Annotated in this window: 13 protein-coding genes; 7 read left to right on the forward strand and 6 right to left on the reverse strand. The window is 59.8% G+C overall.

The window, feature by feature from the left end:
* Window positions 1-42 precede the first annotated feature (42 nt).
* A complete protein-coding gene (locus tag N018_RS07745) occupies window positions 43-825 on the forward strand; it encodes a YqcI/YcgG family protein (RefSeq protein ID WP_025389267.1) in 783 nt (260 codons plus the stop codon).
* Window positions 826-831: 6 nt separating this feature from the next.
* On the forward strand, window positions 832-1467 hold the full coding sequence (locus N018_RS07750; RefSeq protein WP_025389268.1) for a LysE family translocator: 636 nt from the start codon (window positions 832-834) through the stop codon (window positions 1465-1467).
* Between the two features lie 8 nt (window positions 1468-1475).
* Here the strand turns inward: N018_RS07750 and N018_RS07755 are convergent, their stop codons facing one another.
* Window positions 1476-2852, reverse strand: a complete 1377-nt coding sequence (locus tag N018_RS07755) for an L-serine ammonia-lyase (protein ID WP_024646011.1) — start codon at window positions 2850-2852, stop codon at window positions 1476-1478.
* A 129-nt stretch (window positions 2853-2981) separates the two neighbouring features.
* Between N018_RS07755 and N018_RS07760 the strand changes: the two genes are divergently transcribed.
* Entirely contained in the window at window positions 2982-3911 is a 930-nt protein-coding gene (locus tag N018_RS07760) for a LysR substrate-binding domain-containing protein (RefSeq protein WP_025389269.1), read from the forward strand.
* Between the two features lie 7 nt (window positions 3912-3918).
* Here the strand turns inward: N018_RS07760 and N018_RS07765 are convergent, their stop codons facing one another.
* The 3 genes from N018_RS07765 to N018_RS07775 form a co-directional block, all read right to left on the reverse strand.
* Window positions 3919-5247 carry a DUF3100 domain-containing protein gene (locus N018_RS07765; protein WP_025389270.1) on the reverse strand — a complete coding sequence of 443 codons (1329 nt, stop codon included), beginning with the start codon at window positions 5245-5247 and terminating at the stop codon, window positions 3919-3921.
* 560 nt (window positions 5248-5807) lie between these two features.
* Window positions 5808-7196, reverse strand: coding sequence for a 2-oxoadipate dioxygenase/decarboxylase HglS (gene hglS / locus N018_RS07770; RefSeq protein ID WP_025389271.1), 1389 nt, complete (start codon window positions 7194-7196; stop codon window positions 5808-5810).
* Window positions 7197-7219: 23 nt separating this feature from the next.
* A complete protein-coding gene (locus tag N018_RS07775; protein ID WP_025389272.1) occupies window positions 7220-8467 on the reverse strand; it encodes a 2-aminoadipate transaminase in 1248 nt (415 codons plus the stop codon).
* 249 nt (window positions 8468-8716) lie between these two features.
* Here N018_RS07775 and amaB point away from each other — a divergent pair, with 249 nt between their 5' ends.
* Complete coding sequence (amaB, locus tag N018_RS07780) at window positions 8717-10207, forward strand: L-piperidine-6-carboxylate dehydrogenase (RefSeq protein ID WP_025389273.1); 1491 nt, start codon at window positions 8717-8719, stop codon at window positions 10205-10207.
* A 42-nt stretch (window positions 10208-10249) separates the two neighbouring features.
* On the forward strand, window positions 10250-11536 hold the full coding sequence (gene amaA, locus N018_RS07785; RefSeq protein ID WP_025389274.1) for an L-pipecolate oxidase: 1287 nt from the start codon (window positions 10250-10252) through the stop codon (window positions 11534-11536).
* Between the two features lie 11 nt (window positions 11537-11547).
* Here amaA and N018_RS07790 read toward each other — a convergent pair whose 3' ends face one another.
* Complete coding sequence (locus tag N018_RS07790) at window positions 11548-12921, reverse strand: sensor histidine kinase (protein ID WP_025389275.1); 1374 nt, start codon at window positions 12919-12921, stop codon at window positions 11548-11550.
* Complete coding sequence (locus tag N018_RS07795) at window positions 12918-13580, reverse strand: response regulator (protein ID WP_024644636.1); 663 nt, start codon at window positions 13578-13580, stop codon at window positions 12918-12920. Before N018_RS07795 ends, N018_RS07790 begins: the two co-directional genes overlap by 4 nt.
* 168 nt (window positions 13581-13748) lie before the next feature.
* On the opposite strand from N018_RS07795, the gene N018_RS07800 reads away from it, so the two are divergent.
* Window positions 13749-14012 carry a PepSY domain-containing protein gene (locus N018_RS07800; RefSeq protein ID WP_024644635.1) on the forward strand — a complete coding sequence of 88 codons (264 nt, stop codon included), beginning with the start codon at window positions 13749-13751 and terminating at the stop codon, window positions 14010-14012.
* Window positions 14012-14557, forward strand: a complete 546-nt coding sequence (locus N018_RS07805) for a cytochrome b/b6 domain-containing protein (protein ID WP_025389276.1) — start codon at window positions 14012-14014, stop codon at window positions 14555-14557. Before N018_RS07800 ends, N018_RS07805 begins: the two co-directional genes overlap by 1 nt.
* Window positions 14558-14562: the final 5 nt, after the last annotated feature.

Genomic DNA, 14562 nt, shown 5'->3' on the forward strand with positions numbered 1-14562 from the left:
ACAATAAGGCAGTGTTCTTATTTGCTGCGCGCGTGAGGGAATATGCTGCCCAAGTCCGAAATGCTGCTGCGTCAATCGGTTGTCAGACAGTTGTTGGCCAGTGATACCGCTATTGAAATGGGGTGGAGAGTTCAGGCGTACAGGCAGTTCGAACAGGTGCTGAGTGACCAGGGTTTCCCTTGCCTGTTCGGACGTCGCGCCAATAAATCCGGAAGTTGCCTGCTGCTGTTCATCCCCGAAAAACATGAGCGGCAGACGCTGTGTGAAGGCCTGCAAGCGTATGTAAATTTTGTCAATGAAACGCCACTTGAAGATCGCCTGTTTAATCCGCTGATCGTCATTTTCGAAAAAAACGATTTCAACACCCTCGCCGAAGAACAGGCCCATGCATGGGCCGCGTTGCAATATTTGCATGACGAAGACAGTTCGCCCTGGCCCGCTGGCGCCTGCACAGATCCGGAAACGTTCGAATGGACTTACCACTTCGCCGGGCTGCCGTTGTTCATCAACATGAGTTTCCCCCGCCATACCGCGATGAAAAGCCGCTCGCTGGGTGGGCACATCGTATTCGTGATCAACCCCCGTGAAAACTTTGACGAAGTGGCGAGTGCCGAGACGGAAAGCGGGCGCAAGATCAGGGAGAGGATTCGTCAGCGTATCGCCGACTACAACAAGGGCGTGATGCCCGACACGCTGGGCTTTTTCGGTGATCGCGAAAGCCTTGAGTGGAAGCAGTACCAGTTATACGAGAAAGGCGGGCTGTCGTTATCCAAATGCCCTCTTCACATCAAAGTCAACACCACTGACCCTTTTAGCGAGCGTTGAGTACCCATGGATATATCGTTGCTGCTTATCTACACTTTCAGTGTCTTCATGCTGATCATCATACCCGGCCCGGTGGTGGCGCTTGTCGTCAGTACCAGCCTTGCGTGCGGGCCGAAACGGGCAGTGTTGACGGCGTTGGGTACCAACTGGGCGTCGCTGGCACTGGTGATGGTCTCGGTACTGATCCTGGCCGGCACACTGTCGGTCAGCATGCAGATACTGAACTGGATCAGCCTGGTCGGTTGCTTGTTCATCGCCTATATGTCCTTTCAGGTGCTGGGACAGGCGTTGCGTTCTGCACCTGTAAAGACCGATGCAGCGCCGATCCCGAAGCAAAGCAGGCACAGTGGATTGGTCACCGGCTTTCTGGTGGGGATTTCCAATCCCAAGGACATCATTTTCTTTGTCTCGTTTTTCCCGCAATTCATTCACGTCACCGCTTCGTTCAAAGGCAGCATCGCATTGTTGTCGGGGATCTACGTGATCCTTGACCTGTCGATCATGTTCTCCTACATCTTCCTCATGCGTCAGAAACTGGCCTTGAAGTACAAGCGCAAGATCGAGATAGTTTCCAGCATGACCCTGCTGCTGATTGCACTGGCCGGCATCTTCTATTCGGGTTCGGAGCTGCTGAATCCGTAATCGCCGGGTTAGCACTCGATCAGATTCACCGCCAGCCCGCCGCGTGAGGTTTCCTTGTATTTGTCGTGCATGTCGGCGCCGGTGTCGCGCATGGTGCGGATGGCGTGATCCAGCGAGATGTGGTGCTCACCGTCGCCACGCAAGGCCATCTGTGCGGCATTGATGGCCTTCACAGCGGCAATCGCATTGCGTTCGATGCACGGAATCTGCACCAGCCCGCCGACCGGATCGCAGGTCAGCCCCAGGTTATGTTCCAGACCGATCTCGGCAGCGTTTTCCACCTGCTCCGGAGTGGCACCGAGAATCTCTGCCAGCCCGGCGGCGGCCATGGCGCAGGCCGAGCCGACTTCGCCCTGACAACCCACTTCGGCACCCGAGATCGATGCATTTTTCTTGCACAGAATGCCGACCGCTGCGGCGCTCAGGAAGAAGCGCACCACATCGTCATCATTGGCCGTGGGTTTGAATTTCATGAAGTAATGCAGCACCGCAGGCACGATACCGGCTGCGCCGTTGGTCGGTGCAGTGACCATACGACCGCCAGCAGCGTTCTCTTCGTTGACCGCCAGGGCGAACAGGTTGACCCATTCCATGGCACTCAGGGTCGAGCCGATCACGTTCGGGTTGTCGAGATTTTGCAGGTTCTGGTGCAAGCGGTAAGCGCGACGACGCACGTTCAAACCACCGGGCAGGATGCCGGTTTCAAGCAGGCCCTTGTCCACACAGGCACGCATCGCGGCCCAGATGACCATAATCTTCTCGCGAATCTCTTCCTCGCTGCGCCAGACTTTTTCGTTGGCCATCATCAGTTCGGAAATGCTCATGCCGTGGGTCTTGCACAGTCTCAGCAACTGCGCGCCACTGAAAAAGTCATAAGGCAGGACCGTGGTGTCGCTGTCCAGCACGCCGCTTGCCGCCTGTTCGGCGTCGATCACAAAACCGCCGCCCACCGAATAGTAGGTCTGCTCGTACACTTCACCGGTCTTGCCATAGGCGCACAGGGTCATGCCGTTGGGATGATAGGGCAGGCTTTCGTCGAGCAGGCACATGTCCCGTTCCCAGACGAAGGTGATGGCCTGTTCGCCCGCCAGCATCAGCTGGTTGTCGGCGCGCAATGCGTCAATGCGTTGATTGACCTGACTCGGGTCAATCTGGTCCGGCCATTCGCCCATCAGCCCCATGACCGTCGCGCGGTCGCTGCCATGCCCGATGCCCGTGGCGGAAAGAGAACCGTACAATCGCACCTCGATACGTTCTACGCTAGGCAACCGGTCCTGGTTGCGCAGCTCGGTGACGAACAACGCCCCGGCGCGCATCGGCCCGACGGTATGAGAACTGGACGGCCCGATGCCGATTTTGAACATGTCGAAGACGCTGATGGCCATCACGAAGGTCCTTCAAGTGAGATGATGCGCGGGAATTTGATATTCCCCTTTTTCTGGTCCTCATCTTTGGCTTCGGCTGTCGAAACGGCAAACGATTGTTGCTATGCAACGCTTTAGCGGAACTCTTCAATGAGCAGAATCTTCAATGCCCAGATGCACGCCTGGTTGCAGGTATTCGCCTGTGCAGCCCGGCATCTTTCATTCACCCGTTGTGCGGAAGAGCTGCACGTCACCCCAGGGGCCATCAGCCAGCAGATGCGCCAGCTCGAAGAGCGCTTGGGTTTTGCGCTGTTTCATCGGGTCGGGCGCGGGCTTGAGCTGACAGCGGAAGGTCAGCGTCTGGCGGTGGTCGCCAACGAGGTGCAGAGCCGCATCAGCGAAGAGTTGCGCCTGCTGTATTCCGGGCGCATCGGCGGGGTGTTCAAGCTGCGTTGCATCCCGTCGTTTCTCAGCAAATGGCTGATGCCGCGTTTGCCACGCTTGCAGGCGGCCTTTCCAGACATCCAGTTGCGAATCATCGCTGAAGACAGCAGCGGCTCGTTGCGCGATGACGACTTTGATCTGGCTATCGACCTGAATGACGGCAGTTATCCTGGCCTGTCGACCACGCCGTTGCTGGAAGAAGAGCTGTTTGCGGTCTGCTCGCCGAGCCTGCTGGTGGGCAAACCGCCACTGGATACGCCCAGCCAGTTGGTGCACTTTCCGCTGCTGCACGACATTACCGCCTGGCGTGGCAGCTATGAGTACGCTGAGTGGGAATTTTACCTGACCGCCATCGGGGCGGACGGGATCGATGTGCGGCGTGGCCATACCTTCAACCGCAATCACCTGACCATCGACGCTGCGCGTATGGGCATGGGTGTGGCCATTGCCCGCAAGGCACTGATCACCGATGAACTTGAGCAGGGCTTGCTGATCGTGCCGTTCGGCCATCCGATCAAGGCCAGAAAGAAATACGTTCTGGCCTATCGCGAGGGCGCGCTCAACACCCCGTCACGGCGCGCAGTACATGACTGGCTGGTGAGCGAGGCGCTGGAACAGCTCAATCCGGGTCAATGAAACCGGATCAATGAAACATCTCGGCAATCAGCACTGCGCCGATGAAGGTACCGAAGTTGGCCAGAAACGACACCAGCACGATGCGCCAGCCCAGGCGGCGGAAGGCCGGCAGGTCCTTTGCAATCGACAGGCCGGCGAAGGTCAGCATCGGGGTGATGACTGCCAGCATGTTGATCGAGCTGGTCAACCGGGCGATCTCGGCTGCCCATGGGCAGGCCGGGGAGGTCAGGAACATCGCCACCAGCGAGACCATGCACACTGCCGGGATCTTGCGACCGATCAGGCTGCACAGCGCTTCACCGACGAACGCACAGAAGATCATGATGCCCATGCCGGTAAAGGCATCGGCCGACAAGGTCTTGTAACCGACATAGTTGGCAATCAACGCCAATGCACCGGCCGCCAGCCACGCGCTGATCTTGCCCGACCAACCCAGTTCCGGCACGTCCAGCGACACATCGCTCTGGCGCAAGCCTTCGTCGCTCATGGACGCTTTGGTAGTGCGGCCAATCAGTGGCTCAAGCGCTCGATAACCCCATACCGCCAGCGGCAGGGAGATGAACAGGGTGAAATAGGTGCCGATGGTGGTGGTAATCAGGTTGGACGCAGCGGCCAGGGTCATGACTTCCTTGGCGACTTCCGGCGTCTGTTGCGCGGCAATCGCACCGGCTGCGGCAGCCATCATGCTGCCCGAACCGATGCCAGAACCCATCGCCAGAGAGTTGGGGTGGAAGATTCCCAGGCTGGCGATATAACCGGCAACGACGGCGATGAACAGCGCACCGAACAGCGTGCCAGTCAGGTATTCGGCGAGGACACCGCGACCTTCCGGAGAGTCCATGCCGTAGCGCTCGCCAATGATCGCCAGGCTGGGTTCACGGCCGACCGAGAAGGTCGCGCCGATAGCTTCGCGTTTGATACCGAGCATCAGAGCCACTGGCAGACCGAGCATCACGGTGCCGACAAAGTGACCAAATTCCTGAAACACCAGCGCCCATCCCGACGCGAATACCACCGGTAACGAGCCGCCGACCACCAGGCCGAGTTTGGCGATGAAGATCAGCAGGGCGGGTTGCAGGATCGATGCCGAGCGCAGCTGTGTGCCATGATCGATACCGATGGTACCTGGCAGGCGCCGACTGGCAATGCCAATCATCGCGCCGATCAACAGCGCCCACACCATAGGCAGCAACACCACTTTGCCTGGACCTAGCGGAATACTGATGGCACCGATCGATTCGGCAATGATGAGGATAATGGCGGCCCAGACGTAGAGTTTCACCATCGATGAAACCGCCTGATTGTCGCCCGACACTGCAGCGTGTGAGTCTTGCATGATCATCCCCTTGCCTGCTGAATGGCCTTTTTCAGGCCTTATTAATCGTTATTCTGTTTTCAGGTCGGCGCAGTGAAGCGCCAGGGCAGCGTTGAAAGTCCATGGAGCCATGGAGACCGTTATCCGGCCGAGTATTTTTATGGAGTCTGGCGTGAACCGGACCAGGCTGCTTCGAGCCTTTTACAGGGTGATCATCAAGTGCGCTATTCAAAGGGATGAGCCTTTGAATACGGCACTTTGCTGCCCCTCGTCACCGCAGTATGCATAGCGCAGGGTTGCACACCAATATTCGGGATTTTATTTATCGTTGCTTTAAACAGAACACAGAAGAGGGCTGCGCGGGCCTTGAGAATATAGCGCCAGCGCTTCGCGCAGTTATCGTGCGACGCTCCGCGCCGCATGCCGTTCTGGACGCTCCGCGTCCTCTTTGCGACGCAGAGCGTCGAGAACTGCATTACTGCGCTGGAGCGTGAGGAACGCTAAAGGTATGACTTTTTATCGTGCGACGCTCTGCGTCGGCATGCCTTTCTGGACGCTCCGCGTCCTCTTTTGAGATCAGGTCAGGCCAGTGATTTCAGCCCCAGCGCTTCGGCACACTTTTCCAGCGAGCGCCGCTGGGTATCGGCATACAACGCCAGTTCATCAAGCGTCCGACACCCCAGTGCCTGTTCGAAATCCTGCTGGTTCGAGTTGGTCGCGTAATGCGCCTGTGCGTTATCGCCAAGGTTGGACTGGAAAATGCCCGCCGCACTCACCGGCAGAAAGTCCTCGTACACCAGCGGTTCGAAGCGCACATGACCTGCTTCGACAAGTTGCTCCAGGCTGCCGGATGCGTGTGCTGCAATACCTGATCCGGTCGGGAAGTAGCGGAAATACGCCAGTCCCTGCGCACGCATTTCACTATGAGTGTCCGGAAACGCCTTGAAGGCCTTCTCCAGCAGCGCGGCATAGCGCACCGCATTGGCTTCGTTGGGAAATTCACCCAGTTCGTCGCGTGCTTCATTCAACAGCCGGTCATACAGCTCGCGACCTTTGGGTGTCAGTGCTGCGCCACGCTGTTCGATTTCGCCGAAGCGTGCCGAATGGCTGCCTGACTGATTGCCACCCCGACCCAGGAAGCTGATCGATTCCTCCAGCGCCTTGAAACTGGTCTGGCGCAGCAAAATCGGGCACTGTCGGCGCGGAGGGCCTTCGACCACCGCCTTGGGCGTGATGCCTTTGCCGGGCATGCCGCGTTGCACGGCGTCGATATCCAGCGTGCGCGGCGTCAGGTGGTTGATGTGCGGGCCACGAAACGCCACCACATCGGCGATCAGGCGATGCTGTGCGTTCAACTGTCGGTATTCATCAAGCGATACGGTCGCTGTGTTGTGCCAGCGAAAGGTCTCCAGCGCCTGCTGAATAAATTCGGCTGCCTCGTCATCACTCAACCCGCCATCGGCTTCGTGCCTCGCGATTAGTTCGAGGGCTTTTGGCGTGAAGATCGTGCGTCTGGCGAGCACCTGGCTGGCGAACTCGCGCAGGCTGTCGCTCTCGATCAGCTCCAGACGCAGCAGCGAGGTAAACACCCGAAACGGGCTGACCTGCAGGGCTTGCTCATGCACGGCACGAAACGCAGTGGAGTGAACTGGCACACCGGCTGGCGTAAGGTCGTAATAGCCGACTGGCTGCATGCCCATCACCGCGAACAGGCGGGCGAGGGTGGCCAGTTCCAGCGCAGTGCCGACCCGGATGGCGCCGTGGCGCTCCATGTCCAGCCGCTGGATTTCACCGGTCTGGCGCAAGCTGTCCAGCACGCTGCTGTCATGGCTCATGACCTGCTCGTTGACCTCGCTCACCAGTTCCATGAGCGTGCCATACAGCGGCACTTCCTGCTGGTACATCTGCGACATTGCGCGGGAGAAGCCGGCGCGAATCTGGTCAGGGTCGGCGAAGCGTGCAGTGCTCATCAGGGTGTTTTCTCCGTACAGGTTCACGCCAGCGCTGCCAGGCAACGCTCGAAAATATCCAGCCCTTCGTTCAGCACTTCGGACTCGATGGTCAACGGGATCAGCAGGCGGATGATGTGTCGCGACTTGCCGCTGGGCATCAGCAACAGCCCGGCGTCCCGTGCCGAGCTCAGCAGTTCGGCAAGTTGTTGGGTGCCGGGTTTGCCCTCTGGCGTTATCAACTCGATACCGCGCATGCAGCCGACGCCGGTCAGCCTGCCCAGATACGCAGACAGTTTGCTCGCTTGCCAGCTGTTGTAACGCGAAACAATGGCGCTTTCCTGCTGTTCACCCCAACCGGACAGGTTTTCATCGGTCATTTGTTCCAGCGAAGCGAGGCCCGCTGCGCAGCCGATCGGATTGCCGGAATACGTGCCGCCCAGCCCGCCCTTGGGCAGGGTGTCCATCAATGCCTTGCGGCCGACCACGGCACCCAGCGGAATGCCACCGGCGATGCTTTTGCCGAGCAGAATCAGGTCCGGTTCCATACCCAGCCGGGTGAACGCAAAGCGCTGCCCGGTGCGCCCGAAACCGGACTGAATCTCGTCAGCAATCAGCACGATCTTGTGCTCGTCACAGAAGGCGCGCAGCGCCTGAGCGAAGTCCGGCTCCATAGCCAGAAAGCCGCCTTCACCTTGTACCGGTTCGAAGATGAAACAGGCCACATCGTTGACATCGATCTCGACGCTGAACAGCCGATCCATGGCCTTGAGCGCCTGCTCGGTGGTCACGCCGTTGTCTTTGCTGGGAAACGGGATGTGAAACACCGGGCCAGGCAGCACGCCGACCTTCTGTTTATACGGTGCAACCTTGCCGTTGAGGTTAAGGGTCGCCAGGGTACGGCCGTGAAAACCGCCGTCGAAGGCGATCACCGCCGTGCGGCCGGTTGCGCCACGCACGATCTTCAGCGCGTTTTCCGCAGCTTCTGCGCCGCTGTTGGTGAGCATGCCACTCAGCGGATAACTCACCGGCACAAACTGCGTCAGTTGCTGCATGAAGCGAATATAAGGGTCGTGAGGCGTGGCGTTGAAGCAGTAATGGGTCAGTTTTGCGGCCTGATCCTGAATCGCTCTGACCACCTGCGGGTTGCAATGCCCGAGATTGAGCACGCCGATGCCGCCGACAAAGTCGATGTAGCGCTTGCCGGTGGTGTCCCAGACTTCGGCGTTGCGGCCGTGGGACAGCGTCATGTTATGGACAAAGGAAATGGATTCGCTGATGTGTTCGCTCATCGGCCTGGCCCTGGCTCCGGGTGATCATGATGGCCGTATCCAAACAAACATCGGACCTCACTCGCAAACGAAATAAAATCACTGGGTCATTCCAATAATTCCCGAAGTGGGCGCCTTGGCCGCCCTCAATACGCTGAAGTTCATTCCTAAAAGGAATCATGTTTTTCAAAATCGTCGTTTGTGGGCAGGCTGCGTCCGGGTCGATACTGCGGTCATCAGTGATTTTTAGTCCATGACAGGAGAATCAATATGGTTGCCGAGTTATTAGCCCGTCTGGGCGTGGCGAACAGTGCCCACACACAAGGGGACTACCCGGTCTACACCCCGATTGACGGTAGCCGGATTGCCTCGGTCACGCTGGAAAACAAGGCGCAGGTCGTGGCGCGCATCGACACTGCCCACAGTGCATTCCTGCAATGGCGCACCGTACCCGCTCCGCGTCGCGGCGAGCTGGTGCGGATCTTTGGTGAAGTGCTGCGCGAGCACAAGGCTGATCTCGGCGAGCTGGTGTCGGTCGAGGCGGGCAAGATCACTCAGGAAGGCCTGGGCGAAGTGCAGGAAATGATCGACATTTGCGACTTCGCCGTCGGTCTGTCGCGGCAGTTGTACGGCCTGACCATCGCGTCCGAGCGCCCTGGCCACCACATGCGTGAAACCTGGCACCCGCTGGGCGTGGTCGGCGTGATCAGCGCCTTCAACTTTCCGGTCGCGGTCTGGGCCTGGAACACCACGCTGGCGCTGGTCTGCGGCAACCCGGTGATCTGGAAACCGTCGGAAAAGACCCCACTCACGGCCCTGGCCTGTCAGGCGCTGTTCGATAAGGCGCTGAAGATTTTCGGTGATGCCCCTGCAGCGCTGGCCCAATTGGTGATCGGTGACCGTGACGCCGGTGAAGCACTGGTCGACGACCCGCGTGTACCGCTGATCAGCGCCACCGGCAGTACCCGGATGGGCCGTGAAGTCGGCCCGCGTGTTGCAGCACGTTTCGGCCGCAGCATTCTGGAACTGGGCGGCAACAACGCAATGATCCTGGCCCCAAGTGCCGATCTGGACCTGGCCGTGCGCGGCATTCTGTTCAGCGCCGTAGGCACCGCCGGTCAGCGCTGCACCACCTTGCGCCGTCTGATCGTGCATCGCTCGATCAAGGACGAAGTCGTTTCCCGCGTGAAAGCGGCCTACGCCAAAGTACGGGTAGGTGATCCACGCGAAGGCAATCTGATTGGTCCGCTGATCGACCAGCAGGCGTTCTCGGCAATGCAAGACGCATTGACCAAGGCCCGTGACGAGGGCGGTCAGGTGTTCGGTGGCGAGCGTCAGTTGCAGGACCAATACCCGAACGGTTATTACGTCACGCCGGCCATCGCCGAAATGCCAGGCCAGAGCGATGTGGTGCGTCACGAAACCTTCGCGCCGATTCTCTACGTGCTGGCCTACGACGAATTCGAAGAGGCCTTGCGCCTGAACAACGAAGTGCCGCAGGGCCTGTCGTCGTGCATCTTCACCACTGATTTGCGCGAAGCCGAAGCATTCCAGAGCGCGGCGGGCAGCGATTGCGGTATTGCCAACGTCAACATCGGTACCAGCGGCGCAGAGATCGGCGGCGCGTTTGGTGGCGAGAAGGAAACCGGTGGCGGTCGCGAGTCCGGCTCCGATTCGTGGCGCGCCTATATGCGTCGGCAGACCAACACCGTCAACTATTCCCGCGAGCTGCCACTGGCGCAGGGCATCGTTTTCGACTGATCTGGACTGGGCGCTTTTCACCGACATGGCTGGAGTTTTTCGATGGTGCAGTTTGCTGAAGGCTGTCTGTGGGAACAATTGACTCCGCAACGTCCGGTGAGCCCGGCGCTGACCGGTGAGCGAAACGCCGACGTGTGCATCATCGGCGCCGGTTTTACCGGTCTCTCGGCAGCGTTGCAGTTGCTTGAGGGCGGCAAGTCGGTGTGCGTGGTCGAAGCCCATCAGGTCGGCCACGGCGGGTCGGGACGCAACGTGGGGCTGGTCAACGCCGGAACCTGGGTGGCGCCCGATGCGCTGGAAAAGGTGTTGGGTAGCGTCGAGGCCAGCCGCCTCAACACGGCACTCGGCGCAGCGCCGGCGCTGGTGTTCTCGACTATCGATAAGTACCGCATTGATTGCCAGGACACCCGTACCGGCAACCTGCACATGGCGCATAACAGCAAGGGACTGGAGGATTTGCAAAGCCGCGCAGAACAATGGCAGCGGCGCGGTGCCAACGTCGAATTGCTGACCGGCAAGCCCTGCGAAGACGCCTGCGGCACCGATAAGGTCAGCGGCGCGTTGCTCGATCATAGGGCCGGTACGGTCAACCCGATGGCGTATGTGTCGGGCATGGCGCTCAACGTTGTGGCGCGCGGTGGTCAGGTGTTTGGCGAATCTGCGGTGACGGGCCTGCAACGCACTGAAGACGGCTGGAAGGTTTCAACGGCGGCTGGCAGCGTGCGGGCCGGGAAAGTGATCATTGCCTCCAACGCCTACACCGAAGGCGAGTGGACCGACGTCAAGGATCACATGTTCGCCGGCTACTACTATCAGGTCGCCTCGCAGCCACTCAGTGGTGCGGCGCAAGCGGGCATTCTGCGCGGCGGGCAGGGTTCATGGGATACGCGCACAGTGCTCAGCAATATTCGTCGCGATGCGCATGGGCGTTTGCTGCTGGGCAGCCTCGGCAATGCCGGCAATTATCCACTGTGGTTCATTCGTCAGTGGGCTGATCGCGTCCAGCAGCATTATTTTCCACAGTTGGGTCGGGTTGAGTGGGAAAGCACATGGACCGGCCGCATCGGCTTCACGCCAGACCACTTGTTGCGCCTGTTCGAGCCTGCGCCGGGGTTGCTGGCCGCGACCGGGTTCAATGGCCGTGGGGTCACCACCGGAACGCTGGTGGGCAAATGCTTCGCCGATTACTTGCTGACTGACGATGCGGCGGCGCTGCCGGTGAGCTTTTCCGGTAGCAAAAAGGTCTCAGGGCGTTCTCTGCGCACCCTTGCCTACGATGCCGGTTTCACGCTGTACCACGCCGGACAATGCCTGCGCGTAGTGCTTTGACGCGTCAGCTATCAGGCCGTTCGACTCTTGAGCCGTAACTCCGCACACAGTCCGCCCTGCGCCGAGTTGCGCAGGTGCAGGCTGCTTTCCAGTTTGCGCACGATCATGTCGACAATCGCCAGCCCCAGCCCAGCGCCATTGCTGTGGCCCTGGCTGTAAAAACGCTCGAACAGACGCGCCTTCTGCTGCTCATCGATGCCCGGGCCCGAGTCTTCGACGCACAGGTGCGCGCTGCCGTCCTGCTGACGGTTGAGCATCACGCGAATCTCGCTGGCCGGCGGCGCGAAGTTGAGTGCGTTGGTCAGCAGGTTTTGCAATGCGATGGTGATGGCCGCCGGGTCGCTGTGGATCACGCAGTCATCGCCGGCTTCGAACACCAGATCGACGCGTTTTTCCAGCGCCAGCGGTGTCAGCTCGGCCATTTCCTCACGCACCAGCGTGTTCAGTTCGAAGGTCTGTAACTGGCTGAGCTCGACGCGTGGCTCAAGCCGGGCCATGGTCAACAACTGACTGGCCAGACGCGCTGCGCGGTCGACGCCATGCACCAGAAAATCCAGCGCTTCCAGACGTTGTTCCGGGCTTTCTGCCTGCCGGGCGTTTTGCGCATGGATACGCAGGACGGTCAGCGGTGTGCGCAATTCATGGGCCGCGTCGGCGATGAAGCGGCGCTCCCGTTCCAGCACGCTTTCAATCTGGGTCAGCAGACCATTGAGCGCGTACTGCATAGGCTCCAGCTCTTTGGGCAGCGGCGTTATGTCGAGAGGTTCCAGGCTTTCGGCGTCGCGTTTGCGAATTACCTTGGCCATCGATTGCAGCGGGCGCAGGCCCCAGCCAATCGCCAGCCAGATCGCGACCACCAGCAATGGCACGCCGATCAGCGTGGGCCACAAGGTGTGACTGACGATGCGCTGAATCAGGTCCTGACGCACATCGTCGCGTTCGCCGACCCAGATCAGGAAACCCTGCTGTGGATCGGCGAGCAGAAAACCGCACCATTCGTGGCCGTTTTCGACCAGGTCGTGGGAGCCTTCTTCGGCGGGCGGAGCTGTGAGTAATGGCGCTTCGGCCGAGCGCACCAGCAGCTCGCCCGAGGTGCGCCAGACCTGAAACGTCAGCCGGGTTTCGTAGGGGTGTGCAACACCACTGGTACCGACCCTGCTCATGGCCTTGTCGAACGCCTGATACAGCTTGTCCAGATCCTGTTCACCTGCCGCCCGCTGGCTTAGCACGCCCTGCAGCAAGCGTGCGCTCTGGGCCAGTTGCGCGTCGTAGACCTCTTCGATTTCATGATGACTGTCGCGCAGGGCCAGCAGGCTGATGGCCAGATCGCCGAGCAGCAACAGCAGCAGCACCGGAACCAGAATACGCGCGCGTACTGAGGTCATGCCTTGAGCTCCAGCAGGTAGCCGACGCCGCGCACGGTGCGGATCAGCTCAGTGGACAATTTCTTGCGCAGGTTGTGAATCAGTACTTCCAGGGTGTTGCTTTCGACCTTGTCCTGCCAGCCGTACAGGGTGTTGGACAGGCGCTCGCGGGTCACTACTTTGCCGGGGCGGATCATTAGTTGATGCAGCAGCTGATATTCCATCGGCGTCATCGGCACTTCGCTGCCCTTGAAACTGACCTGCTGTGAAGCAGGGTCGAGGCTGATGCCAGCATGTTCCAGCAACGGTTGCGCACGCCCCTGGCTGCGCCTGAGCAAGGCCCGCACGCGGGCTTTCAACTCATCGACGTCGAACGGCTTGACCAGGTAATCGTCGGCACCGGCATCCAGCCCGGCAATGCGGTCGGCAGTGCCGTCGCGGGCGGTCAGGATCAGCACCGGCAGGGCGAGTTCTTCGGCGCGCAACTGGCGCAACAGGTCGAAGCCGTCCATGCGTGGCAGGCCGAGGTCGAGCAGCAACAGGTCGAATGGTTCGCTGCGCAGGGCGTGCAGCGCACTCAAACCGTCTTCCAGCCAGTCGAGCGTGAAGCCCTCATTGTTCAGGGCCACACGGATGCCTTGGCCAATCGCACGATCATCCTCGACAAGAAGCAAGCGCATAGGTTTTCGACCAATGAGTATGGGGAGAAGGGCGCCATGATGCCGTCAGCCTGCGGTGCCGCGAAGTGCCATGTGTCCGGGAAGATGTTACCAGCTGTTGCGCGTTAAGCTTTTCCTAAGATTGGTTTCGCACAGTAGGCGCTTCTTAACTGCCTGCGAGTAGCTGTCATGCGTAAAGTCCTGCTGATTTCCCTGTTGTTGGCCAGCCCGCTGGCGCTTGCCGGTCCGCAATGCACCACCGCTGAAAAGTCCCAATGGCAGGATCAGGCCAAGTTCCAGGAGCAACTCAAGGCTCAGGGTTACGAGATCAGCAAGTTCAAGGTCACCGATGGCAACTGCTACGAGATCTACGGGTTCGACAAGGACAAGCGCAAGGTCGAGATCTACCACGATCCGGTCAGCGGTAAAGCGGTCAAGACCGAGATCAAGTAATGAGCCGGGTTTCCCTGCGCCTGTGGGACCCGCTGGTCAGGCTGTTTCACGTCTCGATCGCGGGTGTTTTCGTTGCTAATTACTTCTTCAATGAAGCGGGCGGCGACTGGCACGTCTGGCTTGGCTACTACGCGGTTGCCTGGCTGGCGGTGCGAGTGGTGTGGGGATTCCTCGGGCCGACCAGCGCCCGCTGGAGTGATTTCTGGCCGAGTCCGGCGCGTCTGCGTGCGCATTTAGGTTCGCTGATAACCCGCCAGCCGATACATCGGCTTGGTCACTCGCCGCTGGGCGCGCTGGTCATGGTTCTAATGATGGCGCTGATCTTCGGCATGGGCCTGACCGGTTTTCTGATGGAAGAGGTCGATGCCTTGTGGGGCGCCGACTGGCCACTGCAGACCCATGAAATTCTCGCCAACACGCTGTGTGCTCTGGTGGTGCTGCACATGGCTGCGGCGATCTTCGAAAGTTTTCAGGTGCGTGACAATCTGCCTCTGTCGATGCTGACAGGAAAACGACGTCCCTTACCTGAAGATAGCCATCGCTGAAAAAT

Origin of the sequence: Pseudomonas syringae CC1557 (assembly GCF_000452705.1) — a bacterium.
GTDB lineage: Bacteria > Pseudomonadota > Gammaproteobacteria > Pseudomonadales > Pseudomonadaceae > Aquipseudomonas > Aquipseudomonas syringae_F.